Source organism: Pantoea sp. GM01, assembly GCF_000282675.1.
Lineage (GTDB): Bacteria > Pseudomonadota > Gammaproteobacteria > Enterobacterales > Enterobacteriaceae > Pantoea > Pantoea nemavictus.
This window is the reverse complement of record NZ_AKIU01000033.1, coordinates 32,126-57,045: the sequence shown is the minus strand read 5'-3', so window position 1 is coordinate 57,045 and position 24,920 is coordinate 32,126. Positions and strand designations below refer to the sequence as shown.

The following is a 24,920-nucleotide window of genomic DNA, read 5'->3' as shown; positions in this document are numbered from 1 at the left end:
TGAAACTCCGGGTAGACAAATGACAAATCATGTTGGCACCATCGGTATTGTGATGCCGATGTATAACGCGCGAAATACGGTACTGCGTGCGGTGGATTCGATCCGCAATCAGACCTACAGCGACTGGCATCTTTACCTGATTAACGATAAATCGACCGATGACTCTCTCGCCGTGGTGCGTGAGCAGTGTCAGGATGCGCGCATTACCATCCTCGATAATGAGAAGAATCTCGGTGCGGCGGAAACCCGCAATGTCGGTTTGCGCGCGGCGCAAGAAGAGATTATCGCTTTCCTCGATAGCGATGATGAGTGGCATGGGGAAAAGCTGGCCGAACAGGCCGCTGCGATTGCCGCGGGTGACGATTTTGTTATCACGCATTATCACTACAAAACCAAAACTGCCGACCACGACATTAACTACAACAAACCCTATCTGCAGCAGGAAAACTTCGTGAAGAAGCAGTATCGCGTGTGCTTCTCTTCAGTGTGTTTCCGCCGTCCTCCGCAGGGCATCTTCTTCCAGCGCAAAGGCCACGAAGATTTCCTGTTCCTCTATGAGCTGTTCCTCCGCTACAAACAAGCCCGCGTGATCCAGAAAACCCTGGTCAACTATTACGAGTTGGGCGATTCACTGTCGCGCAACAAAAATAAAGCGGCGAAGTGGCACCTCGAACTATTAAGAATTATCTATAAAAACAATCCGTTAAAAGTATATTACTATTACACGTGGTACATGGTTAATGGCGTCCTCTTCGCTCTGAAGCATCGTTAGACCCGGCATCCTTCGCGCCGCAGCCGCGTTGGCCGCGCACGTCCACCCCGGTCACTTACTGAAGTAAGCTCCCGGGGATGAACGCACTTGCCGCCTTGCTGCGCCACGAATGATTTGGGTCTCTTTATTCGGTATTTTTGAGGTGGAAAGGATTTTATGAAAAAGATCGTTTTGGTGATTAAAGATGCCTACTCCTATGCGGGCACGGAAAACATCTGCAACTTTATGTCTGAGTGCCTCGGCGAGCAGCATGAAGTCACCATTTATTCGCTGGAAGGCAATGGCAAAACCTTTTATCCGTTCGATCGGGTAAAGAAAATTGTCAGCTTTGAAGGCCACAGCAATCCGATAAAAAGCGCCGTCGCTAGCATTCATCAGGAAGGCTTCGACAGCGTATTCCTGATCAGCATGGGCCGCCTGAGCGTGATGTTTGCGTTCTGGAACCTGATGGCACTAAAGAAAAAGCGTTTCAAAGCCTATGCCTGCGAACACATTGCAATTAACTCATTTAGTAAACCGATCAAGCTGCTGAAGTGGCTGATGCTGCGCTACTACGACCAGGTGATTGTTTTAACCGACAAAGATCATCAGGTGTTTAATCGCTGGAACATCGCCAGTCAGCAAATCCCCAATCCCGTGGTGTACAAAGCGTTTCAACGCCAGACGCGCAGCCGCCAGGCGTTAGCGGTGGGGCGTCTCGATAACCAAAAAGGTTTCGATCTGCTGCTGGATATCTGGGCTGATTTCAGTAAGAAACACCCGGAGTGGAAACTGGTGATTGCCGGTGACGGCGAACTGCGCCAGCAGTTGCACGATCAGGCGGCTGCACTGGGTATCACTAACAGCGTCAACTTCGTCGGCAAAGTCAGCAACATCAACGATTACTACCGCGAAAGTGACATGGCGCTGATGACCTCGCGCTATGAAGGTTTGCCGCTGGTGCTGCTGGAAGCCAAATCCTGGTCGCTGCCGGTGGTGGCTTACGACTGCCCAACCGGGCCGCAGGAGATCATCAACCACGGTGAAGATGGCTTCCTGGTACCGATGAATGATAAAGCCATGTTTATCAAGCGCATGGAGCAGCTCGCCAGTGATGATGGCCTGTTCTACGCCATGAGTGAAAAAACCAAAGAAACCGCGCTCAAGTTTGACGGTAACCAGATCAAACAGAGCTGGCTCGCGCTTGTTTAGTGCCAATTATCGTGCCTCGGGAATCCTTTTTGGCCGCATAACCACGGGAATTGAAGCATGAAAAGAAGAGAAGTCTTGCAGACCGCAGCCTCCTCCATTGTTGCCGCGCTCTCAGTCAGCGCGTTTTCCAGCTACGCCGCAAAAAGTGGTCAGCCAACGTTAAAAGCCGTCGATCCTTCCAGCGTTCCGCAGGGCGATGTGCCGATTCTGACGCCAGAAAACGTCTATACCATGCCGCCGCAGTTCTGGCAGAACTTCGAAGGCAAACTGTGGATTGGTAAGGCGGGCAGCGATGCCAGCCAAACCGGCAATCAAATCCCGGTATTCCTGCGCGATGCCAATGGCAAAGTGTCACAAATCAGTCAACCGATTGCGTTGAACAAGGGTAACTTCGCGCAGTTTATTCATGATAATGCCGCGTTGATTGCCAATCCTGCGCACTCAATGGTCGTCGAGGACGATCAGGGCAACACGCTGTTCTCGATCAGCGATGTGTCGCGTCCTAACCAAAGCAATTTCAGCCAGCGACTGGCGCAGCCGAACGGTTATCAGCTGATCGGTGAAATTCCGTCGGTGGAGGAGTTGCGTAAAACCCGTCCGCTGTTTGCCGGTGCCAAAATTAAGCTGAAAAGCTGGCATGAAGGGCTGGAAGTGGGCGGCGGTGAGTTTGTCGGCACCTTTGGCGATGCCAAAGATGATGGCGGTGTGAACTTCAGCGGCAACGGTTTCGCCTGGCGTCGCGTGGTAGAAGACTTCAATCGTCTGACGCTGTTTGATTTCGGCGCCATCGCCGATGGCAAAACCGATACTGCACCGGCGATCAAAGCCATGTATCAGTGGTCGATTGATGCCAGCCAGCAAATCTGCGTGCAGTTCCCAGCGGGCACATTCTTCGTGTCCGAGTGTGATTTCGGTGATACGCAACGTCGCTTCTTCCGTATTTCCGGTGCCATGGTCAACTTTGGCTATTTCCCGGCGACCACGCTGGTTTCCGATGGCCGCTCCGAATTCCTGTTCCAGGTAAATGCGCGCTGGACTGAAATCTCCAACCTGAACTTCAACGGCAACACCGACAAGCGTCCGAATAAACAGGGGTTGTTCCGCAATACCTGTCCGGGCGGCCAGTTCTTCCGTGGCGCGTGCTTGCGCTTCAATCAGGTGGGCGGCGTCTCGCTCAGCCTGCTGGATACGCTGGATTGTAAAATCGACCAGTGGTACGCCAACGCCTGTACCGGTGATGTGATTAAAGCCAGCTGGTCAGGTCAAAAGGCCGGTGCGTGGGATCACAGCACCGCGATTGAGCTCTCCAACTTTAATGCGCAGCACTGTAAAGGCGGCATGGTGTTGAACCTGCCGCGCTGTAGCCAATCGATCATTCACAACGGCTGGATTGAACACAGCGATTTTCCTGGCGATATCTCGAACGGGCAGTGGATTGTTGATGCGTTAAGCATTGAGGATTGTAAGAACCCGCTGAATGCGCGCAACTCGCGCCTGAATATGCGTCAGACCAACTTACAGGCAGGCAGCTGGATTGATAACTCGCTGGAAGGTGAGCGCTGGCTGAATATTTGGGAGATGGGTTCCACGCGCGTTGAATCTTATGGCGTCGCTATCGACGGCAGCCTGAAATACAACTACATCACTTCACGTTTCCGCCTCACCAATAACACCAACCAGGAGACCTGGTTTGAGCTGGGCAACTTCTATTCGCCAGCGGTGGGTGATAGCTGGGAAATCGAAGTGTTTGGTCAGTCTCAGTTCAGTAACGGTACCGCCAATCAACCGCTGATGGATCTTATCGACGGCAAAGGCACTGGCGGACGTACGGTGATCCATCTGCAGCGCAAGAAGAGTAAAGCGGAAGCCAGTTGGTCAGCCGAAGGCAGTTCGCCGGTGGTGGATGTACGTTTCGAACCGCGCACAGAAACGGACACCAAGGTGTACGTCAAGCTGGCGGGCTGGACGCCGACCACCGCGGTGTTGATCAAAAGCACCGCCAAGGATCGCTTCCTGACCGGTCGCTGTGCGCGCGTTGATGCCGTGATGGATAAAGGTGCGCCGGGCAGCGGTGCGCAACAGGCGCCGCAGCGCTTCAGCCTGCACAACGGCAAAGCCGGCGTCGGCGGTAACGAGCAGGGTGATTTGCTGTTGGCGTCGCGCGCGCTGAAGCCGGAACAGGTGGATGCGCGTGAGCCGAAAGGGTTTATTTCCGTCGTCATTAATGGCGAGCAAGTTGCGATGCCGTATTTCGCCATTAAGTCGTAACACGTAGGAACCCAACGTAGCGGCGCAATTTATTGCGCCGCTACGGAATATGCATAATTTGTAAGCAGTAATGAATAGAAATGCATTTAGCAGCGCTTTTTTGGGGTTTATTCCCATTGCAGTCATTTAACACAGAGTTCATTTTGCCAGTGCGGTTATTGGCGGCTTGTAAAATTACAAAAATTTTTCCGGAGTTTTTTTATGAAAATCTTATTGGTAGGAAACCATACCTGTGGAAATCGCGGGGATGGCGCGATTTTACGAGGACTGATTGATTCGCTCAAATCTGCGCGCGCGGATTTGGATATCGATGTCATCAGCCGTTATCCAACAAGCTCAGGCTATTTACTGCAGCAGCACATCCAGCAGGATTCCCTGTTCCTGCACAACAGCAAATCGGGCAAGGGTTTGGTGGGCAGCCTCAAGCGCAAAGTGGCGAACCGTCTGATGCCGGACATCATGATGGCGCACCTGGGCAAAGGCGGTTTATACAAATCGTTCTCGGTGCCACCGCACCTGGCGGCCTTCACCCAAAGCCTCGCGCAATATGATGCAATCATCCAGGTTGGCGGCTCGTTCTTCGTCGACCTGTATGGTGTAACGCAGTTCGACCACGCGCTATGTGCGCTGATGGCGAAAAAGCCGCTGCATATGGTTGGCCACTCGGTAGGACCGTTTGAAAACCCGCGCGTTAATGCGCTGGCAAACTTTGTATTCGATCGCGTCGACAGCCTGGTGCTGCGCGAAGAGGTGAGCCACGATCGTCTGAAACAAGATGGTGTGACCACCAGCAAAGTGAAGAAGGGCGTTGATACCGCGTTCCTGGTGCAGGCGCGTGAAGTGGCGAATCCTAGCCATAACCTGCTGCACTGGCAGGCGATTATCAGCGCACGTAAAACCATTGCGATTACCGTGCGTGAACTGGCGCCGTTCGATAAACGTCTCGGCGTGACGCAGAAAGAGTATGAAGCTGCCTTTGGCCGCGTGATCAACGCGATGATTGCCGAAGGTTATCAGGTGGTTGCGTTTTCTACCTGTACCGGTATCGACAGCTACGCGAAAGACGACCGCATGGTGGCGCTGACGCTGCGCGATCATGTCGAGCATCCCGAGCATTACCATGTCATCATGGACGAGTTCAACGACCTCGAACTCGGCATCCTGCTCAGCCATTGTCATCTGACCATTGGTACCCGCCTGCACTCCGCCATCATCTCCATGAACTTTGGTACGCCAGCCGTGGCCATCAACTACGAGCACAAATCGCTCGGCGTGATGAAACAGCTCGGCCTGCCGCAGATGGCCACCGATGTGCAGAGCCTGATGGACGGTTCACTCATCGACAAAGTGCAGACGGTGCTGGCCGACTACGACAACGTGAAACACAAAGTTGATACCGCGGTGGCGCAGGAGCGTGAGATTGGTAACCGCATTACAGCAGAAATTCTCAACGTCCTGGGGTGAAGTGATGAAGCTGACCTTTTTCACCATGCGTTTTCCTGTTGCCTCTGAGACGTTTGTGCTCAATCAGGTGACGCATTTCATCGACGCAGGCTACGACGTGGAGATTATCTCCGTGTTCCCAGGCGATATGATCAATCGCCACGCTGCGTTCGATGACTACAATTTGGCAGCGAAAACCCACTATTTACTGCCGGAAGAGAAAGTATCCAACCTCGATAAGCTAACGCAGCGTATCGGCTTGATACTGCCGAAAATCACCAAAGGCGCGCTACTTAAGTCGCTGAATGTGCGTCGCTATGGCGCACAGGCCAGCAAACTGCTGCTGCCGGCCATTGTCGCCAACACCAAGCAGCCTTATACCGCTGATGTGTTTCTGGTGCACTTCGGCTATGCCGGCGCGCTGGCCAACAAGCTGCGCGAACTCGGCGTGTTGAAAGGCAAGCAGGCGACGGTGTTCCACGGCGCGGATATTTCGCGCCGCCACATCCTCGAAGAGCACAAGCTCGACTACATCAACCTGTTCAAACAGAGCGAGTTGATGCTGCCTATCAGCCACTTGTGGGAGAACAAGCTGATTGAGATGGGTTGTCCGCGTGAGAAGGTACGCGTGACACGCATGGGCATCGAGCCGGAGAAGTTTAACTTCCGTCCGCGTGAAGCGTTCCATCAACCGCTGCGCATCGTTTCCGTCGCGCGTTTGACCGAGAAGAAAGGGCTGGATGTGGCAGTGAAAGCCAGCGAAATCCTGCGCAATAACGGTGGCCAGTTCCAGTTCACCATCATCGGTAACGGCGAGCAGGATGGCATGATGCGCGAGCATATTGCGCGCGCCGGATTGCAGGAGTTCGTCACCATGCCGGGCTTTAAGCCGCAGGATGAGATTCGTCAGGCGTTGAACGAGGCGGATATCTTCCTGCTGCCGTCCAAAACCGCTGCGGATGGCGATATGGAAGGCATTCCGGTGGCGCTGATGGAAGCGATGGCGGTGGGTTTACCGGTGGTGTCTACCTATCACAGCGGCATTCCTGAGCTGATTGAGAATGATGTCAGCGGCTGGCTGGTGGCGGAAAACGATCCGGACGAGCTGGCGGCCACGCTGCTGCGTCTGTCGCGCGGGGATGTCGATGTGGCACCGGTAGTCGCGGCAGCGCGGCAGAAAGTCGAAACCGAGTTCAATCAGCACATCGCCTACGGTGAGCTGGCGAAAATTCTGGAGCGCATGGTGTGAGCGGATTAAAAAAACAGGCCGTTTGGCTGTTTGGTAGTACCTGTTTTGCCGCATTGCTTCAGGTGTTACAGCTCGCCGTACTGGCGCGCAAACTCGAAACGCACGAGCTGGGTTTACTGGCGATCATCAATGCGATTCTGGCGGTGGCGACCGTGCTGCAGGATATGGGCATGAGCAGCTACATCGTGCATCGCCAGGATATTAATCGCCGCGAGCAGAGCACCATTTACTGGGTGAACGTCTCGCTCAGTTTCTGCACCGGCTTGATTATGTTGGCGATCGCTTATCCGGTGGCGTGGTTCTATCACCTGCCGGAGCTGGTGGGTTTGATCATGCTCACCAGCCTCAACTTCCTCGTGCTGGGACATCTGTCGCAGTATCAGGCGCACTATGTAAAAACCAAACGCATGGTGACGCTGGCAAAGATTGAGATGGCCACCAAGCTGTTTGCCTTCCTGTGCACCGTCGCGATGCTGTATTACACCTCGTTAACCGTGGCGGCGGCGATTCTTGGCCTGTTCATCAACGCCTTCACGCGCATTCTCTGCATGATCTACTTCGGCGAGAAGTCGTGGCGTCCAACCTGGGAATTCGACGGCAAAACCTTTGTTAGCGCAGTGCGTTACGGCGTGTATCAGCTCGGTTCGCAAACCATTAACCAGCTGCGTACCCAGGCGGATGCGCTGATCGTCGGTAAAGTGATGGGCGCCGAGATGCTGGGGATCTACTCGCTGGCAAAAGAATTGATCCTGCAGCCGCTGAAACTGGTTTCGCCGGTGATTAACCGCCTGGCGCTGCCGCGTTTTGCTGAGAAGCAGCACGATCCTGAGCAACTGAAAAAGCTGTTCCTGAAGGGCACCTTCGTCATCATGCTGTTCAGCAGCGTGATGTATCTGGCGATTGGCATTCTGTCACCGGTGATTGTGCGCGTGCTGTACGGTCCTGCACATGAGCAGGTTTACCATCTGATTCCGCTGATGCTGCTGTTCGGCATGCTGCGTCCGATGGGCGGCTTAACCGGTGCGATCTCACAGGCTAACGGGCGCACCAACGTTGAGTTCTACTGGAACATTGTTGCCAGCCTGGTGGTGGTGGCCGTGTTGGCGACCACCTACATCTGGCCGAACGTGCTGTATGTGGCGCTGACGCTGTCGATCTCGCAGGTGCTGATCTCGGCCTTTGCGCATCCATTCTTCATCAAACCGGTGATTGGCATCCGCTTTATGCCGTATGCGCGCCAGTGGGTTTCGGTGTCGGTGGTGTTTGTTGGTCTGATGATGCTGGTAAATCATTTCAATCTGTTCGTCATGCCGGAATGGTTTGAAGGCATGCTGTAATTGTGTCACCCAGGCGGGTGACCCTGCCATCTTCCCAGGGTTCGCATGAGTGCGAACCCTGTTCATTTCCGCAGGACTATTTTCACACCTCACTATTCTGAAAATCTCTGGTCTCACTCGTCGCAATGTTGACCCAATCCTTCCACTGTTTTTCAGCGGTTTAGCGTAGCCGATTGCCTGGTAAATCAAGCTGCAGTTGAAGGGCAAATTGGCGTTTTTTGATGGTGCGACAGAGAGTTAGTGCCGGTTTTTCAGATTAAGATTATACTTGCTCGACCGGCCGATCCTGCATAATCGACCTCACGCATTCACTTCATGAAATGGAATAAATATGACCAAGCTTAAAGCAGTAATCCCCGTTGCAGGTCTCGGTATGCATATGCTTCCTGCGACCAAAGCCATTCCGAAAGAGATGCTGCCAATCGTCGATAAACCAATGATTCAATACATTGTTGACGAATGCGTCGCGGCGGGCATCAAGGAGATTGTGCTGGTCACCCATGCTTCCAAAAATGCAGTGGAAAACCACTTCGATACCACTTACGAGCTGGAAGCGCTGCTCGAAGCGCGCGTTAAGCGTCAGCTGCTGAGCGAAGTACAGTCAATCTGTCCGCCAGGCGTGACCATTATGAACGTGCGTCAGGCCAACCCGCTGGGTCTGGGCCACTCTGTTTTGTGCGCGCGTCCGATGATCGGCGATAACCCGTTTGTCGTGGTGCTGCCAGACGTGCTGCTGGATGATTCTACCGCTGACCACCTGCGTTATAACCTCGCATCGATGGTTGCTCGCTTCGAAGATACCGGCCACAGCCAGGTGCTGGCGAAACACATGCCGGGTGCAGACCTGACCGAATATGGCGTGCTGACCACTGAAGAGCCAATTGATAACCCAGGCGACATCAGCACCATCACCAGCTTTGTTGAGAAGCCAGAAGCCGGTTCAACCGATTCTGACCTGACTGCCGTTGGCCGTTACGTGCTCTCTGCGGATATCTGGGAAGAGCTGGAGCGCACTGAGCCGGGCGCATGGGGTCGTATCCAGCTGACGGATGCCATCGCATCGCTCAGTAAGAAGAAGCCGGTAGATGTGCAACTGCTGACCGGTACCAGCTATGACTGTGGCCGTAAACTGGGTTACATGCAGGCCTTCGTCTCTTATGGCTTACGTAACAACGCACAGGGCCGTGATTTCCGCGAATCTATTCAGAAAATCCTGGCGAAATAAGCTTCCTCATTCTCTACCGCGCCATTCGCGCGGTTTAAAGGAGTACACATGGCTATTTTGGTAACGGGCGGGGCAGGTTACATCGGCTCCCATACGGTGCTGGCGCTGTTAGAGCGCGGCGACGACGTTGTGGTCCTGGATAACCTTTGCAATGCTTCCCGCGAAGCCATTAACCGCGTGGAAAAGTTGTCGGGCAAGAAAGCGGTGTTCGTTGAAGGCGATATTCGCGATCGTGCGTGTCTGCGTGACTTGTTTGCCAGCAACGATATCAGTGCCGTGATTCACTTCGCCGCGCTGAAAGCCGTGGGCGAATCCACGCGCATGCCGCTGGAATACTACGAAAACAACGTAGCGGGCACCGTGGTGCTGCTGGAAGAGATGCGCGCTGCTGGCGTGTGGAACTTCATCTTCAGCTCTTCTGCTACCGTGTATGGTGCAGATGCGCCGGTACCTTACGTAGAAACCACGCCAATCGGCGGCACCACCAGCCCGTACGGCACCTCAAAGCTGATGATCGAATTCGTGATGCGCGATTTCGCTAAAGCGGATCCGAATTTCAAAGCTATCGCGCTGCGCTACTTCAACCCGGTTGGCGCGCATGAATCTGGCGAAATCGGTGAAGACCCAACCGGCATCCCGAACAACCTGCTGCCGTACATCGCACAAGTGGCGATTGGCCGTCTGGAAAAGCTGGGCGTGTTTGGCGACGATTACGACACGCCGGATGGCACCGCTCAGCGCGATTACATCCACGTTGTCGACCTGGCAGAAGGGCACCTGAAGGCGCTCGATCACCTGGCCAAAGTTGAAGGTTACAAAGCTTACAACCTTGGCGGCGGCGTTGGTTTCTCGGTGCTGGAGATGATTAAGGCGTTTGAGAAAGCCTCTGGTAAGCCGATTCCGTTTGAGTTCAAACCGCGCCGTGACGGCGACTTGCCAGCCTTCTGGGCCGATGCCACACTGGCGAACAACGAACTGGACTGGCGCGTGACGCGCGGGATCGACGCCATGATGCGCGATACGTGGAACTGGCAGTCGAAGAATCCGAACGGGTTTCGTTGATTCTTAATTTATTGCCAAACCTGACGTTATCAAGCTAAAAATTTATTGGGGTAATCACGAGTGATAACAAACTACGTGATTACCCCAATTTTTTTGCAAAAATTATATTCTTATCCAGGTTGGGTAAGTTATAAGCCAACCGTCATACTCGCAACAGCTCAGAGTATTCCGAATCACCCAGATGTGTATAAATTAAGCGCATGAAACTGTATTAACTAAATTTTAAACAGCTGGTCTGCAATACATGTCTTTAACGCTTGTAACTCGCCATTCAACGTACGAGAATCATTAGCTGTTTTGTTTCGCTACGTCTTAACGCAAGCATTGTTCACCACAAAATCTGGGGTTTGTACTTCCTTAGTGCACACTTAGGGAGCAAGTTGACTGGTAGCTTCAAGCCAGGGGCGGTAGCGTGGTGTTTTTTCAAGTATCCGATAGAGAGATGATTAAGCGTGAAAATACTGGTTACAGGTGGTGCGGGGTTTATAGGATCAGCCGTTGTCCGTCACATTATCAATGAGACTCAAGACTCGGTCATCAACGTTGATAAGCTAACATATGCAGGTAATCTTGAGTCACTTGTAGATGTGGCTGCATCAGAACGTTATGCCTTCGTACAGGCTGATATCTGTGACCAATCTGCAATGATAAGTATTTTTGAACAGCATCAGCCAGACGCAGTGATGCATTTAGCTGCCGAAAGCCATGTTGATCGCTCAATCACTGGACCAGCAGCATTTGTCGAGACCAATGTTGTTGGTACTTACACACTTTTAGAAGCGACACGGCAATATTGGGCAAATCTGGAGCCGACGCGTAAAGCTGCATTCCGCTTTCATCACATTTCCACAGACGAAGTTTATGGTGACTTACCTCATCCAGATGAATGGAAAGAGGATGCTCCCCTGCCTTTATTTACGGAAAACACACCGTATGCTCCGAGTAGCCCATACTCCGCATCTAAAGCATCCAGCGACCATCTAGTTCGGGCTTGGCAGCGTACTTATGGACTGCCTACGTTAGTAACCAACTGCTCAAACAATTATGGTCCTTATCACTTCCCTGAGAAGCTCATTCCCTTAGTCATATTGAATGCTCTGGAAGGAAAACCTCTTCCTGTATATGGGAAAGGCGATCAAATTCGTGACTGGCTATATGTAGAAGATCATGCTCGGGCGCTTTATAAGGTGGTAACCGAAGGAATCGTCGGCGAGACCTACAATATTGGCGGTCACAATGAGAAGAAAAATATTGATGTAGTGCAAAAAATATGCGAACTACTTGATAAAATGGTGCCTAAAAAAGAAACCTATAAAAACCAAATTTCATATGTTACTGATCGTCCAGGCCATGATAGACGATATGCAATTGATGCAAGCAAAATTTCAAAAGAATTAAATTGGCAACCGGATGAGACATTTGAAACTGGAATTGCAAAAACCATTAAATGGTATCTATCCAATACTGATTGGTGCCAAAGAGTTCAAGATGGTACTTATCAACGTGAACGTTTAGGGATAAATTAAGATGAAAGGAATTATACTTGCAGGTGGTTCTGGAACTAGATTGTATCCTATTACTCTAGGGGTCTCTAAACAATTACTGCCAATTTATGATAAACCAATGATCTACTACCCTTTATCAGTGTTAATGTTAGCAGGTATTAGGGATATTTTAATCATAACAACACCGGAAGACCAATCGAGTTTTAAACGATTATTAGGAGATGGAACGCAATTTGGCATTAAATTAAGTTACGAAATTCAAGCCAAGCCTGAAGGATTAGCTCAAGCTTTTATTATCGGCGAAGAATTCATCGGTAACGAATCAGTATGCTTGGTTCTAGGTGATAATATATTTTTTGGGCAAGGGTTTAGTCCTAAATTAAAAAGAATCGTCTCAAATAATTGTGGTGCAACAGTATTTGGTTATCAAGTAATAGATCCTGAACGTTTTGGCGTAGTTGAATTTGATACAAATAATAAAGCAATATCTATAGAAGAGAAGCCTATCAACCCAAAATCACACTGGGCCATTACTGGGCTTTATTTTTATGACAATGATGTAGTTAATATCGCAAAAACAATAAAGCCTTCTGTAAGAGGTGAGTTAGAAATAACGTCGATTAATGAAGAGTATTTACGATTGAACAAGTTGCAAGTAGAACAACTTGGACGTGGCTTTGCATGGTTGGATACTGGTACACATGACAGTTTAATTGAAGCTGGTTCTTTTGTTGAAACTGTACAGAAAAGACAAGGGATGATGGTCGCATGTCTCGAAGAAATCGCATGGAACAATAATTGGCTATCGACTGAAGAACTTGTCAACATAGCTGACAGTTTGAAAAAAAATAACTATGGTAAGTACTTAAGAAAAATCATTTCGCAAAAGTAATTTCTTGAGTTGCAGAGATATATCATGACAGAAAATAAAATTACGAGTAGTAATATATTGGTTTCAGTTGTTACAGCCACTTTTAACTCAGAAAGATTTATAATCGATACCTATAATAGTATTTTAAATCAGACTGTCACTAATTGGGAATGGATAGTTACCGATGATTGCTCATCGGACTCTACCATGGAAATACTTAAAGATATTCAATCGAAAGATAAAAGAGTAAAGGTTTTTACCAATGAAAAAAATTATGGTGCTGCCGTAAGCAGGAACAAATGTTTAGCTAACTGTAAAGGTGAATACATAGCGTTCGTGGACAGTGATGATATTTGGTATGAAAAAAAATTAGAAAAACAACTAAAATTCATGAATTCGAATATTGATTTTTCATTTACTGCTTTCGAAATAATCAGTGAGGATGCACAATCCAAACAATGCCTTATTGATATTAAAGAAATCCCGCCGTTATGTTATCGAGATATGCTTAAAAAAAGAGCTACACTTGGATGTTCAACCGTAATTTTAAGAAGTAGGTCATTTCCTAATTTGCAAATGCCATTATTACGCACTGGGCAAGACTACGCTACATGGCTTTTGATTTTGAAAAGTGGAAATAAAGCACATTTATTAACTGAAGCTTTAACGAAATACAGAATAGTAAATAACTCCATCTCAAGAAATAAGTTTAAAAAAGCATTAAGGCAGTGGCAAATTTATAGAGAAGTGGAAGGGTTAAGTTTATCTAATTCATTATATTATTTTTGTCATTATGCATATAAGGCTTTGTCTAGGTAAAAAATGAAAATTGAATTGTTAGATTTGAAAGAAATCGGTGATCAGCGAGGTTCATTGGTATCGCTTGAGTCTTTGATAAACGTTCCATTTGATATTAAGAGAATCTATTATATTTTTTCCACCAAAAAAAATGTTATTCGCGGTTTTCATGCTCATAAAGATCTGCAACAATTAGCTATAGCAATTAATGGCTCATGCACTTTCATTTTAGATAACGGTGTTGAAAGAATCGAAGTACTCCTTGATACACCTACAAAGGGTTTGCTAATTAATTCGTTAACGTGGAGAGAGATGAAAGATTTCTCTTCTGATTGTGTTCTACTTGTTCTTGCAAGTAATTACTATGATGAAAGCGACTATATAAGAGATTATAATGTTTTTTTAACTGAGGTTCATAAGCATGTCTCTGATAAGTAAAAGTATATTTTTTGAGTTAGTAACGGAGAGTGATGCTGGGTTTATTTTAAGCTTACGAAATGATAATAAATATAACCAACACCTCTCTCAAACTTCTAATGATTTTGAAGATCAAGTAGAGTGGTTGAGGAAATATAAAGAACGAGAAATAAATAATGATGAATTTTATTTCATCATAAAAAGAAAATTTGATGGGGAAAAAATAGGCACTGTTCGATTATATGATTTTACTGACAATCCACACTCTTTTTGCTGGGGGAGTTGGATACTAAATAATGATAAAACCTTATCTTCAGCAATTGAAAGTGCGTTATTGGTATACTCATTTGCATTTCGGGAATTAGGTTTTTTACAGTCTCATTTTGATGTTAGAAATGAGAATGTAAAAGTTATAGGTTTTCATAAAAAAATGGGGGCAATTGAAATTTCTAAAGATAATGAAAATACGTTTTTTATTTATAAAAAAGAAACTTTTGAAGCAAATTTTGAAAGTTACAATCGTTTTATGAGGTAATTATGGTTAACTTTTTAGATTTAAAGAAATTAAATGATAAATATAATGATGAATTGAAGAAAGCTTGCTCTAGAGTCATAGACTCTGGTTGGTATATCCAAGGAGAAGAACTTGAAAAGTTCGAGCAAGAATTTAGTGAGTATTGTGGTGCAAAATTCGCGATAGGTGTAGCAAATGGGCTTGATGCGCTATCGCTGGTTCTACAAGCATGGAAAATACAAGGAAAACTAAAAGACAACGATAAAATTTTAGTTCCAGCTAACACCTATATTGCATCAATATTAGCTATAACCCAAAACAATCTTGTTCCTGTATTTGTTGAGCCCGATGAAAGAACATTTAACTTGTCCTTAAGCGGAATTGAAAAATCAATCTTACCGGGTGTTAAAGCTATTCTGGTTGTACATCTATATGGGAAAATAGCGCCCATGCATGAGATAATACCTTTTGCTAGTAGTAATGACTTGTTGGTATTGGAGGATTCAGCACAGGCACATGGCTCAAGTATAGGCGGAAAAAAAGCAGGCTCTTGGGGCGCTGCTTCTGGTTTTAGTTTTTACCCCGGTAAAAACTTAGGAGCACTAGGTGATGCAGGGGCTGTGACAACAAATGATGACGAATTTGCCAATGTACTTAGAGCTTTAAGAAATTATGGCTCCATAAAAAAATATGAAAATATTTATAAAGGTTTCAATAGCAGGCTTGATGAAATGCAGGCCGCAATGCTTAGAGTTAAATTACCTTATTTAAATGATGAAATAAATAAAAGAAGGTATGTTGCCAATAGATATCTTAATGAAATCAAAAATGAAAATATCGCTCTTCCATTAAAAGAAAATGATGAAGGGCATGTTTGGCATTTATTTGTTATTAGAACCAATTACCGAAAAGAATTACAAGATTTTTTAAATAGTAAAAAAATCCATACTTTAGTACATTATCCAATACCACCACATAAACAAATGGCATATAAAGAATATAATGATTTATCTTTGCCAGTCACAGAATTAATCCACAATCAAGTTTTGTCTTTACCTATGGATCCTAATTTAACCGATAGTGAAGTAAGTGAGGTCATTAATGCATTAAACGAGTTTAAAGTATGAGAAAGATGTTGTCTGTAACTTTATCAACCGCACTGCTTACTTTTTATAGGATACTAAGTCAGTTTATAATTGCTAAGTTGGTTGCAATATATACTGGTCCAACAGGTATAGCAATGTTGGGTCAGCTCCAGAGTTTATTTTCTTTACTAAATGGAGTTGTAGTTTCTCCAGTAGGTAATAGTATTGTAAGGTATACTTCTGAAAATATTGATGCTGGGTTTGGAAAAACTGCTAATTGGTGGCGTGCAGCGATATTGTGCTCGAGTGCTCTATTTTTATTTTCACTACCACTGTGTTTGTATTTTAGAGATTTTTTAGCTGAATTTCTTTTTCAAAACTATAATTATAATTGGTTGATAATTCTAAGTTGTTTTATGTTGCCAATGTCGATTATTAATACTGCATTTATCTCAGTAATCAATGGATTACAACAATATAAAAAATTTATTCTTGTAGGTTTTGTTTCTGTGACAGTATCAACAATTCTTGTCTTATTTTTGATATATAAATATCATATTGTTGGTGCTTTAATCGCTGCGACTATCAACACTTCTTTGTCTGGCGTTATTGTATTAATAGTTTCATTTAGAGAACCGTGGCTTAAGTTAAGGTTTTGGTTAGGTCGCGTAAAGACTAGATATATCTATGATATATTGAAGTACGCAGCTATGGCTATTACTTCTGCTATAGCAGCACCTCTCGCTCTAATGTTTGTTAGAAAAATTTTAGTTTCCCACGTTGGTTGGTCCACAACAGGTCAGTGGCAAGCAGTATGGAAAATTTCAGAAGTTTATCTTTCAATAATCACATTAGCATTGAGTACATACTATTTACCGCAATTGTCTAAGTTAACAACTGCAAATGAGATAAAGCGGGAAATAAATAGTGCAATAAAAATTATACTACCTATTGTTACTGCGCTTTCACTAGCTGTATTTTTTATGCGTGATATAATAATTAAGCTTTTATTTACAAATGAGTTCGCTGCTGCGCGTGAATTGTTTAGTGTCCAACTAATTGGTGATGTAATAAAAATTACTGCCTGGTTATATGCATTTCCTATGATATCGAAAGGGGCTATAAAGTGGTTTATATCATCAGAAATATTTTTCTCGTTTACATTTGTTCTTTTCACATATTTTTTCGTTAGCAAAATTGGTGTTAATGGTGCAAATTGGGCTTACCTGACTAATTATGGATTGTATTTTATTTTTGTTTATTTAAACCTCAATAAGATTATTGGATTGCCAAGAACCTAATGGAAAATAAAGTTTCAGTAATGGTTGTCACTTTCAATTCTGAAGGCACAATTTTAGATACTCTCGAAAGTATTCGCGGGCAAAGTATCGGTTCGAATAATATAGAACTTATAATTAGTGATGATTGTTCGAGTGATAGTACATTGAAAGTAATTAATGAATGGTTACACTTCAAAGGAAGGGAGTTTTTTCGTTATAAATTATTGACGAAGCCTGTAAACTTAGGTGTTAGCTCTAATTGTAATGCTGGCTGGAAAGAATGCTCTTGTGATTGGATAAAGAGCATAGGTGGCGATGACTTACTTGAAAAGCAATGCTTAGAAAATTTTCTTGATTTTATTAAAGACAATTCAAATTGTTCTGTCGTTTTCTCTGCTATGCAATGGTTTGGCCGCATAAATAAGATTACCCCGGAACCGTTTAATATGCCTTTTTTTTCCATGGACTCATATGAACAATTTAGTTATCTGATGTTCCGAAGTTTTAATATTGCACCGACTTCATTCATAAAGAAAGATGCACTTAAAGCTATTGGTTATGCAGATGAAAAATTCACATTAATTGAAGATCTTCCTTTATGGTTAAAGTTCACATCAGCTGGATATAAGTTATACTTTTTACCTAAGATCACAGTCAAGTATAGAGTTTCTGACTCAACATCAAAACACTCAAAACGTTATGTTAATATAATTTTTTTAGAACAACTTATTCAAATTGATTCTAATTTCAAGTTTAACGAACTAAAATCAATTTCGCTTAAACTCGCTAAAATCGATACATTAACACTTTTATACGGTAAATTGTTGATATCAAAATTAACTAATAACAAAGTTAACACTTTATCTAAAGTATTAGATGTGTTTCACTTCATCTCCAGACCTTTTTATTTTTATTGGAAGTTACGTAGATATTACGTTAATTTTTTATACAAACATAGAAAAATTGGCAAGGGATAAAACTATGCTTGTGCTTTTTATTTTCACATCATTCTTATGTTGTTATATTGATTATCGAATTTGGCATAAGTTAACTCCTTTAATGATTTCGTATATAGGCGTATTTATTATTGTAGTAACTCACTATTTTATAGGAGAAAGATTAGGATTCGTATCAATTGATGAAAATGTTTTCCTATACTTATCAATATTCATTACAGTCGGCCTTATAGCAAGCTTAGCGTGTTATTGTGCTACTTTGTTTTTTGTTACATACGATCTCAATCATCATTCAACAAATAAATTTTATGATAGTAGCACAAGAATAAGCGTTATTACATTTTCACTTTTAATAGCTTTACTTTGTCTTTATTACATCATTAATTCTTGGTATAAGTTGGGGACTTTAGTTAGTGAAGATTTTGAAGGTTTATTGACTTACGGATTAGCTGGTCATTCATTTGCTATACTAGTATCGTTATTACCGTTTTTATTAAAAGCTTTTTTTAGTAAAAAAAATAAATATATATTATCGCTTATTATTTTTATTTTTTTGCTATTATTTATGAAGCAAGTAAAGTATTGGGTGATGATTCCATTAGTATGGATGATTTGGTATTCAATCTATTCAGGTTTTCTAAAAATAGATTTTTTGAAATCATTCTTTATTTCAATCGTTTGTGCATTAATGTTGTTCTTATTGTTTTTCCTAGTTTATTTCATGAAAGTTGTATTGAACGCTCAAAACCAAACGATCGATTATTCGATTTTAACTTATGATATATTAATTCATTTTTTTGGTTACCTCTACTCTGGTGTATTAACATTCTCTGCCTACATTGAGCAGGGCGTATTTTCTTCATTGTATCCTAAGGATATTTTGGGGCTCTTCTCTGGGCCTCTTAATGTTATTAATATTTTGGTCAATAATGATTTGATGACTCTCGATATTGTCAGACCATTTGTAACTTTAAATACAACTAGCAATTCTGTAGGTAATGTTCCTACATTGTGGGGAACCTTGCTAATTTCTGCTGGTTACGTATCATTCATTGTTTATTTTTTTGTTATGTTTTTCATATATTTTTTGCAGTGGTGTGCTCGTTTCTCAACATTGGCAGCTATAAATTATACATTTTTGACTTCTTTTTTATTTTTCAGCTGGTTCGATTATTATTATTACTTATTAATGCCATTTGAAGTTTGTGTTTTTTGTTGTATTTTTTACTGTTTATTTGATGGTCGTGAGATTTATAAACGTTACGTATCATATACTTTGGAGGAAAATAATGCGAACAAGAGATAAAATTAAAATGGTAATTTCCTCAATATTACTAACCGTTAAATTTTTTGCTTTGTCTTTATTTTCGCGAAGAAAAATTGTTGATGGTAATGAGCGTTTTATAGTCTCCCTTACAAGTTATGGTAAACGGGTAAATTATGTTTTTTTAACATTGGAAAGCATATTGCATCAAAATAGAGTACGGCCGATGAGGGTTATCCTTTGGCTGTACAAAAAAGACAAACCTTCTGGCTTTTCTAAATACATTATTAATAAACAGATAAGTAGAGGTGTTGAAGTAATATATTTAGAGGACGATTATAAATCTTTTAAAAAACTATCTTACATTCTTAATGTTGCTGAAAACTGTCCATATGTTGTTACTGCAGATGACGATATTCTTTATCCGGGTAATTGGTTGCAGGGTTTTAATGACTGCATTAATCAAGATCCTGATTCTATTTATTGTTATAGAGCTCGATTAATTAATTTTACCAATACCGATGAGGTGGCTTCTTATAATAGTTGGCAAGTTGTTAATGAAAAAAGATCACATAACAATTTATTGATCCCTACTGGTGTTTCTGGTGTTTGCTACCCTATAAAATATTTAGATAAAAGACTAGAGGATTTTCACTCTATTTCGAGTCTTTGTCCTTATGCAGATGATATCTGGTATAAACTATTGACAACTTCTAATGGATGCGTATCCCGTTTAGTCTTTACTTCAAGCATACACTTTACACCTGTTATAACTGGGTTTTCTAAAGGGTTGGAAATGATAAACGTTAAAACTGATTATAATACTCAGCAATTTAATAACGCTCTAACATATTTCAATTTGAAAAAATCTGACTTCATGTGAATTTGTAACATTACATTTATTTCATACTTTCTTCTTTATTTGATTCAAATGAGTTATCCTCACATTAAGTATCAAATACTATTAATTGGTAATCTCACTGACAGGAGTAAAAAATGTCTAAGCAACAAATTGGCGTTGTAGGTATGGCTGTTATGGGCCGCAACTTAGCTCTTAATATCGAAAGCCGCGGTTATACAGTCTCAATTTTTAACCGCTCTCGTGAGAAAACCGATGAAGTGATTGCTGAGAACTCAGGCAAAAAACTCGCGCCTTTTTATACTGTTGAAGAGTTCGTTGAATCGCTTGAAAAACCACGTCGCATCTTGTTGATGGTGCAGGCGGGTGAAGCTACAGATAAGACTATTGCTTCTCTGACCCCCCATCTCGATAAAGGTGACATTTTAATCGATGGCGGTAATACCTTCTATAAAGACACTATTCGCCGTAATAAAGAATTGTCAGATCAAGGGTTCAATTTCATTGGCACCGGCGTATCCGGTGGTGAAGAAGGCGCTCTTAAAGGTCCATCAATCATGCCAGGTGGCCAGAAAGAGGCTTATGAGCTGGTTGCTCCAATCCTGGATAAAATTGCTGCCCGTGCAGAAGACGGTGAAGCTTGTGTTGCCTATATTGGTCCAAATGGTGCTGGCCACTATGTTAAGATGGTGCACAACGGCATCGAATATGGTGATATGCAGCTGATTGCTGAAGCCTATGCTCTGTTGAAAGGTGCATTAGGTCTTAATAACGAAGAGTTGGCAGAAACCTTTACTGACTGGAACAACGGTGAGTTGAGTAGCTATCTGATCGATATCACCAAAGATATCTTCACCAAGAAAGATGAAGATGGAAAATATTTGGTTGATGTCATCCTCGATGAAGCCGCAAACAAAGGTACGGGTAAGTGGACTAGCCAAAGTTCACTGGATTTAGGTGAGCCGCTGTCTCTGATCACCGAATCGGTGTTTGCACGCTACCTCTCTTCATTGAAGTCTCAGCGTGTTGCTGCTTCTAAAGTACTGAGTGGCCCACAGGCTAAAGCTTTCACTGGTGATAAAGCAGAGTTCGTAGAGAAAGTACGCCGTGCTCTGTACTTAGGCAAAATCGTTTCTTACGCTCAGGGCTTCTCTCAGTTACGTGCTGCATCAGAAGAGAACCAGTGGAATCTGCATTATGGCGAAATCGCCAAAATCTTCCGTGCAGGTTGCATTATCCGTGCTCAGTTTCTGCAGAAAATTACTGATGCTTATGCGACCGATGCTGATATCGCAAACCTGTTGCTGGATCCTTATTTCAAAAACATCGCTGATGAATACCAGCAAGCGCTGCGTGATGTCGTGTCTTATGCAATTCAGAATGGTATTCCAACGCCTACCTTCTCAGCTGCGATTGCTTATTACGACAGCTATCGATCAGAAGTACTGCCAGCCAACCTGATTCAGGCTCAGCGTGATTACTTCGGTGCCCATACATACAAGCGCATTGATAAAGATGGTGTATTCCACACTGAGTGGTTAGATTAATTTATGAAGGGCCTCTAAATGTAGAGGCCCTTATTAATATAATAACCATTTAATATTTCATGATTAATATTTTAAAATTTTAAGGTGTATGGAGTATAGTCCTTTGATTAAATCTAATCTTCCCCAGAGTCAGTTTAATCCTGTATTTGTAGCGATTCAGTTATGGCGTGCAAAAGCGTTTATTTTATTTATAACAATATTATTTGTAATCCTCGGGTCTACATACTTAGTCTTTGCAAAAGAAAGATGGATTTCCAAAGCTACTATTACATATCCTTCATCTGGACAGATCGCAAATTATACGGCTCTTCTTAATGTTATCTATTCGGATAATGGTGCCGATAGGCCTACTATTAATGATTTACAGCATCAAGTTTTCAATAGATTTTCCGCATCGTTAAATTCTCTTGCATCTTCGCTTGCTAGTTTAGATACTCCAATTGACCTTCGCGTTGAACCTTTGAATAAAGGTGATAACAATTATTTAAGCGTTAGTTTAATTGGATCTTCAGCAAAAGATGCTCAGGAGAAGCTGGACGGTTATATCACTAAAATTAACAATAATTCCGTAAAAGAAATCGAAAATGACATTACATATAATGTTGGCGTAAGAACAAAAGAGTTATCTAATATTGTTTCGCTGAATGAACAAATAGCAATCGACAAAAAAAATCATCGGTTAGATGTGATTAATCAAGCATTAAAAATCGCTGATGCAACGAGCAATGCTAAGTTAAACTTGAACCAAGTAGAATCACTTTCTGATGATACCCTTTATTTGTTAGGTAGCGATGCTTTGAGATCTATGGTTCAAAATGAAGCTACGAAACCATTAGTCTTAGATGATAATTATTACAGTGCTAAACGGGCATTATTAGCTGTAACTCATATAAAGATTGATATGAGCAATGTTAAATCATTTCGTTATATAAGCAATCCTGACTTGCCTATTAAGAGAATTAGTCCTCAAAGATCATTGGTGCTTATTTTGTCTGCTATCTTAGGGGTTATTTTCGGATCAGTGATCGTTATTTCACGAAATAATTTTACTACTAAAAACAGTATGTAATTGGTTGTGATAGCTGCCTTAGACATATCTGAGGCAGCGAATTTTTTATATCGTTAGCCCACCAACAACTCCCCATGCCTCCCCGCATTCTCACCAGCCAGCCTGACCACCAACATTCCAGCCGTCACAAACTTGGTTAAATTCCTCGCATATAGCACGCCACCATACTCTGCTACCAGCGGCATCACCTGGTCAGTAATCGGGTCCACAATCTCCGCCACCACTTCACCGGCCTTAATCCATTCACCCAACTTACGGCGATACAACACCAATCCCGATTGTGCCGCATGGATATACTCACAACCTGCCAATGCAGTCGCCGGATTGATCAGGGCAGGGGATTCACCCACTTCACCTGCAATATAGCCGCTCTCAATCAGCGCACTGATGATCGCATCTGCATCCTTCTCCGCCATCTCAGGCGATACATCCGCAACACCACGTAGTTCCAACGTCACCGGCAGTAATCCCCGCGGCATAGGAAACTTATCGCCAAATCGTTCAGCCAGAGTCAACCACGGCTCACAACATGCTTCATCAAATGGCTCACCGCCCGAAATCTGCGCCAGCAACTGTACTTCGCTACCCAGCCAACGCGCCAGCGGTTCAATATCCGGCCATGCATGCGGCGTGGTATAGAGGTGCGGCAACGCATCCCAGTCGCAGTGCAAATCAACCATCAGGTCTGCCTGGCTCGCCATGCGCATCAGCGTAAAACGCTGAGCATCCAATTCGGTACGTGCGATGCGTTCACGGTAATGACGATCAATAGCATCCCTGATCAACCGTTTATTTTCATATTCGCTTTGGGTAAGTGAATCAGCTAACTCCTCAACCAATGCTTCACCTAACGCTGGAAAGCGGCGGTTAAAGTCTTGTCCCGACAAGGTATGAAAACGGCCCAAATGGCTGCCATGCCAGTGTTGGCCCATCGCCAAAGGATTGGCGACCGGTACTAGCGTGATCTTGGATTTCAGCTGTCCGGCAGACTCAAGCGCCAGCAGCTTCTGCTTCAAATACCACGCCACCGCCATGCCCGGCAGCTCGTCGCCATGCAATGCTGCCTGGATGTAGACGCGTTGCTGCGAATCCGTGCCGAAGTGAAAGCTAACAATTTCGCGTTGCGTGCCTAGTGAGGCGCTGAGTAGAGGATGATGTTGTTGTTGCATAACGCTTTCGATGTCCTTGCTCACGGCACGTTTCAATCGCGCCTATTTCATCAGATGATTGGAATTATAGTGCCGACTGGAAAAGGGCGGCACAAAAGCCGCCCAAAAGGTTACTGCTGAATGGAGATATCATTGGCGAAGTAATGTTTCTGGATTTTATCGAAGGTGCCGTTCTTTTTGATCTCGGCAAAAGCATTGTCCAGCGCGGTTTTCAGTTCGGCATCGCCTTTACGCAACCCAATCGCAGTACCCGGACCGATGATCGGATCCTGTACAATCGGGCCCGCCAGTTCAAAGTCTTTACCTTGCGGATGTTTCAGGAAGCCGATTGCAGCCTGCGCAGCGTCGGTAAACACTGCATCAAGTCGGCCAGAAATCAGATCGCTTTCAACCTGTGCCTGGTCGCCATAAGGCACAACCTGCACGCCATGCGGCTGCCATTTGGCGAGCGCGTAACGTTCCTGAACAGTGCCTTGCTCCACGCCCACGGTTTTGCCTTTTAGCGATTCAGCGGTTGGCAGTAGGCCAGAACCCTTTCGCGCAATCAGTTGGGTATGGGTGTCATAGAGCGGCACGGTGAAATCGATTTGCTTAAGACGTTCTTCAGTGATGCCCATATCAGACAAAATGGCATCGAACTTACGCGCCTTCAAGGCCGGAATCATGCCGTCGAACTGGCTCTCCACCCACACGCACTTGGCTTGCATCTGCGCGCACAGCGCATTGCCGAGATCGATATCAAAACCGACCAGTTTGCCCTGCGGCGTTTTGGATTCGAAAGGAGGGTAGGTGGGATCAACCGCGAAACGCACCTGATCAATGTTTGCCTGCGCGCCAAATGCGCAACCGGCCAGCACAGCCAGCGCCAGCGTCTGACGCAGGCGGGCACTAAAACGAGAGTTTGCCATAGTATCTGTCTTCTATTGTTGTAATGTTGAGATTGGCAGAGTAACCCGCGGTATCAGTCAAATCAAATTAGGCAATACTTTCAGATTGTTGCAATTGTGTACTGTAAGCATTACCTTGCTAATCTGTGCTA

At 44.4% G+C, this 24,920-nt stretch carries 22 protein-coding genes; 20 read left to right on the top strand and 2 right to left on the bottom strand.

Annotation, left to right across the window (positions count from 1 at the left end; translation table 11 throughout):
* Positions 1–19: 19 nt before the first annotated feature.
* The 20 genes from PMI17_RS09960 to wzzB all read left to right on the top strand — a co-directional run bounded on the left by PMI17_RS09960 (position 20) and on the right by wzzB (position 22,712).
* Positions 20–772: a glycosyltransferase family 2 protein gene (locus tag PMI17_RS09960; RefSeq protein ID WP_007888929.1), complete on the top strand. Its 753-nt coding sequence runs from the start codon at positions 20–22 to the stop codon at positions 770–772.
* 156 nt (positions 773–928) lie between these two features.
* Entirely contained in the window at positions 929–1,963 is a 1,035-nt protein-coding gene (locus PMI17_RS09955; RefSeq protein WP_007888928.1) for a glycosyltransferase family 4 protein, read from the top strand.
* Between the two features lie 57 nt (positions 1,964–2,020).
* A complete protein-coding gene (locus tag PMI17_RS09950; RefSeq protein WP_007888927.1) occupies positions 2,021–4,231 on the top strand; it encodes a phage tailspike protein in 2,211 nt (736 codons plus the stop codon).
* 201 nt (positions 4,232–4,432) lie between these two features.
* Positions 4,433–5,695: a colanic acid biosynthesis pyruvyl transferase WcaK gene (gene wcaK, locus PMI17_RS09945; RefSeq protein WP_007888926.1), complete on the top strand. Its 1,263-nt coding sequence runs from the start codon at positions 4,433–4,435 to the stop codon at positions 5,693–5,695.
* A 4-nt stretch (positions 5,696–5,699) separates the two neighbouring features.
* Positions 5,700–6,923 carry a glycosyltransferase gene (locus PMI17_RS09940; RefSeq protein ID WP_036620816.1) on the top strand — a complete coding sequence of 408 codons (1,224 nt, stop codon included), beginning with the start codon at positions 5,700–5,702 and terminating at the stop codon, positions 6,921–6,923.
* On the top strand, positions 6,920–8,260 hold the full coding sequence (locus tag PMI17_RS09935) for an MOP flippase family protein (RefSeq protein WP_007888923.1): 1,341 nt from the start codon (positions 6,920–6,922) through the stop codon (positions 8,258–8,260). The genes PMI17_RS09940 and PMI17_RS09935 overlap by 4 nt, the downstream gene beginning before the upstream one ends.
* A gap of 331 nt (positions 8,261–8,591) precedes the next feature.
* Positions 8,592–9,485, top strand: coding sequence for a UTP--glucose-1-phosphate uridylyltransferase GalF (gene galF, locus PMI17_RS09930; protein WP_007888920.1), 894 nt, complete (start codon positions 8,592–8,594; stop codon positions 9,483–9,485).
* A gap of 48 nt (positions 9,486–9,533) precedes the next feature.
* Positions 9,534–10,547 (top strand): UDP-glucose 4-epimerase GalE, encoded by a 1,014-nt coding sequence (gene galE / locus PMI17_RS09925; protein WP_007888918.1) that lies wholly within the window; start codon positions 9,534–9,536, stop codon positions 10,545–10,547.
* A 452-nt stretch (positions 10,548–10,999) separates the two neighbouring features.
* Entirely contained in the window at positions 11,000–12,073 is a 1,074-nt protein-coding gene (rfbB, locus tag PMI17_RS09920; RefSeq protein WP_007888916.1) for a dTDP-glucose 4,6-dehydratase, read from the top strand.
* Position 12,074: 1 nt separating this feature from the next.
* The gene (gene rfbA / locus PMI17_RS09915) at positions 12,075–12,944 is read left to right on the top strand and encodes a glucose-1-phosphate thymidylyltransferase RfbA (protein WP_007888914.1); all 870 of its coding nucleotides are present in this window, start codon (positions 12,075–12,077) and stop codon (positions 12,942–12,944) included.
* A gap of 24 nt (positions 12,945–12,968) precedes the next feature.
* Positions 12,969–13,742: a glycosyltransferase gene (locus PMI17_RS24810; RefSeq protein ID WP_007888913.1), complete on the top strand. Its 774-nt coding sequence runs from the start codon at positions 12,969–12,971 to the stop codon at positions 13,740–13,742.
* Between the two features lie 3 nt (positions 13,743–13,745).
* Positions 13,746–14,159, top strand: coding sequence for an FdtA/QdtA family cupin domain-containing protein (locus PMI17_RS09910; RefSeq protein WP_007888912.1), 414 nt, complete (start codon positions 13,746–13,748; stop codon positions 14,157–14,159).
* Entirely contained in the window at positions 14,143–14,673 is a 531-nt protein-coding gene (locus PMI17_RS09905; protein ID WP_007888908.1) for a GNAT family N-acetyltransferase, read from the top strand. Before PMI17_RS09910 ends, PMI17_RS09905 begins: the two co-directional genes overlap by 17 nt.
* Before the next feature lie 2 nt (positions 14,674–14,675).
* Positions 14,676–15,779 (top strand): DegT/DnrJ/EryC1/StrS aminotransferase family protein, encoded by a 1,104-nt coding sequence (locus PMI17_RS09900; protein ID WP_007888907.1) that lies wholly within the window; start codon positions 14,676–14,678, stop codon positions 15,777–15,779.
* Positions 15,776–17,038 (top strand): O-antigen translocase, encoded by a 1,263-nt coding sequence (locus tag PMI17_RS09895; protein WP_007888906.1) that lies wholly within the window; start codon positions 15,776–15,778, stop codon positions 17,036–17,038. Before PMI17_RS09900 ends, PMI17_RS09895 begins: the two co-directional genes overlap by 4 nt.
* Entirely contained in the window at positions 17,038–17,994 is a 957-nt protein-coding gene (locus PMI17_RS09890) for a glycosyltransferase (RefSeq protein WP_007888905.1), read from the top strand. Before PMI17_RS09895 ends, PMI17_RS09890 begins: the two co-directional genes overlap by 1 nt.
* 4 nt (positions 17,995–17,998) lie before the next feature.
* Positions 17,999–19,279, top strand: a complete 1,281-nt coding sequence (locus PMI17_RS09885; RefSeq protein ID WP_007888904.1) for a DUF6337 family protein — start codon at positions 17,999–18,001, stop codon at positions 19,277–19,279.
* Positions 19,263–20,120, top strand: coding sequence for a hypothetical protein (locus tag PMI17_RS24805; RefSeq protein WP_007888903.1), 858 nt, complete (start codon positions 19,263–19,265; stop codon positions 20,118–20,120). Before PMI17_RS09885 ends, PMI17_RS24805 begins: the two co-directional genes overlap by 17 nt.
* 113 nt (positions 20,121–20,233) lie before the next feature.
* Positions 20,234–21,643, top strand: coding sequence for an NADP-dependent phosphogluconate dehydrogenase (gene gndA, locus PMI17_RS09880; protein ID WP_007888902.1), 1,410 nt, complete (start codon positions 20,234–20,236; stop codon positions 21,641–21,643).
* 103 nt (positions 21,644–21,746) lie between these two features.
* Complete coding sequence (gene wzzB, locus PMI17_RS09875) at positions 21,747–22,712, top strand: LPS O-antigen chain length determinant protein WzzB (protein ID WP_007888901.1); 966 nt, start codon at positions 21,747–21,749, stop codon at positions 22,710–22,712.
* 53 nt (positions 22,713–22,765) lie between these two features.
* Here wzzB and PMI17_RS09870 read toward each other — a convergent pair whose 3' ends face one another.
* Complete coding sequence (locus PMI17_RS09870) at positions 22,766–23,881, bottom strand: succinylglutamate desuccinylase/aspartoacylase family protein (RefSeq protein WP_036620808.1); 1,116 nt, start codon at positions 23,879–23,881, stop codon at positions 22,766–22,768.
* A 110-nt stretch (positions 23,882–23,991) separates the two neighbouring features.
* The gene (locus PMI17_RS09865; RefSeq protein ID WP_007888897.1) at positions 23,992–24,789 is read right to left on the bottom strand and encodes an ABC transporter substrate-binding protein; all 798 of its coding nucleotides are present in this window, start codon (positions 24,787–24,789) and stop codon (positions 23,992–23,994) included.
* Positions 24,790–24,920: the final 131 nt, after the last annotated feature.

Excerpts from the sequence above, each read along its gene's own strand:
- PMI17_RS09960 (WP_007888929.1), top strand. The coding sequence starts at position 20 with ATGACAAATCATGTTGGCACCATCGGTATTGTGATGCCGATGTATAAC.
- PMI17_RS09955 (WP_007888928.1), top strand. The coding sequence starts at position 929 with ATGAAAAAGATCGTTTTGGTGATTAAAGATGCCTACTCCTATGCGGGC.
- PMI17_RS09950 (WP_007888927.1), top strand. The coding sequence starts at position 2,021 with ATGAAAAGAAGAGAAGTCTTGCAGACCGCAGCCTCCTCCATTGTTGCC.
- wcaK (WP_007888926.1), top strand. The coding sequence starts at position 4,433 with ATGAAAATCTTATTGGTAGGAAACCATACCTGTGGAAATCGCGGGGAT.
- PMI17_RS09940 (WP_036620816.1), top strand. The coding sequence starts at position 5,700 with ATGAAGCTGACCTTTTTCACCATGCGTTTTCCTGTTGCCTCTGAGACG.
- galF (WP_007888920.1), top strand. The coding sequence starts at position 8,592 with ATGACCAAGCTTAAAGCAGTAATCCCCGTTGCAGGTCTCGGTATGCAT.
- galE (WP_007888918.1), top strand. The coding sequence starts at position 9,534 with ATGGCTATTTTGGTAACGGGCGGGGCAGGTTACATCGGCTCCCATACG.
- rfbA (WP_007888914.1), top strand. The coding sequence starts at position 12,075 with ATGAAAGGAATTATACTTGCAGGTGGTTCTGGAACTAGATTGTATCCT.
- PMI17_RS24810 (WP_007888913.1), top strand. The coding sequence starts at position 12,969 with ATGACAGAAAATAAAATTACGAGTAGTAATATATTGGTTTCAGTTGTT.
- PMI17_RS09910 (WP_007888912.1), top strand. The coding sequence starts at position 13,746 with ATGAAAATTGAATTGTTAGATTTGAAAGAAATCGGTGATCAGCGAGGT.
- PMI17_RS09905 (WP_007888908.1), top strand. The coding sequence starts at position 14,143 with ATGTCTCTGATAAGTAAAAGTATATTTTTTGAGTTAGTAACGGAGAGT.
- PMI17_RS09900 (WP_007888907.1), top strand. The coding sequence starts at position 14,676 with ATGGTTAACTTTTTAGATTTAAAGAAATTAAATGATAAATATAATGAT.
- PMI17_RS09895 (WP_007888906.1), top strand. The coding sequence starts at position 15,776 with ATGAGAAAGATGTTGTCTGTAACTTTATCAACCGCACTGCTTACTTTT.
- PMI17_RS09890 (WP_007888905.1), top strand. The coding sequence starts at position 17,038 with ATGGAAAATAAAGTTTCAGTAATGGTTGTCACTTTCAATTCTGAAGGC.
- PMI17_RS09885 (WP_007888904.1), top strand. The coding sequence starts at position 17,999 with ATGCTTGTGCTTTTTATTTTCACATCATTCTTATGTTGTTATATTGAT.
- PMI17_RS24805 (WP_007888903.1), top strand. The coding sequence starts at position 19,263 with ATGCGAACAAGAGATAAAATTAAAATGGTAATTTCCTCAATATTACTA.
- gndA (WP_007888902.1), top strand. The coding sequence starts at position 20,234 with ATGTCTAAGCAACAAATTGGCGTTGTAGGTATGGCTGTTATGGGCCGC.
- PMI17_RS09870 (WP_036620808.1), bottom strand. The coding sequence starts at position 23,881 with ATGCAACAACAACATCATCCTCTACTCAGCGCCTCACTAGGCACGCAA.
- PMI17_RS09865 (WP_007888897.1), bottom strand. The coding sequence starts at position 24,789 with ATGGCAAACTCTCGTTTTAGTGCCCGCCTGCGTCAGACGCTGGCGCTG.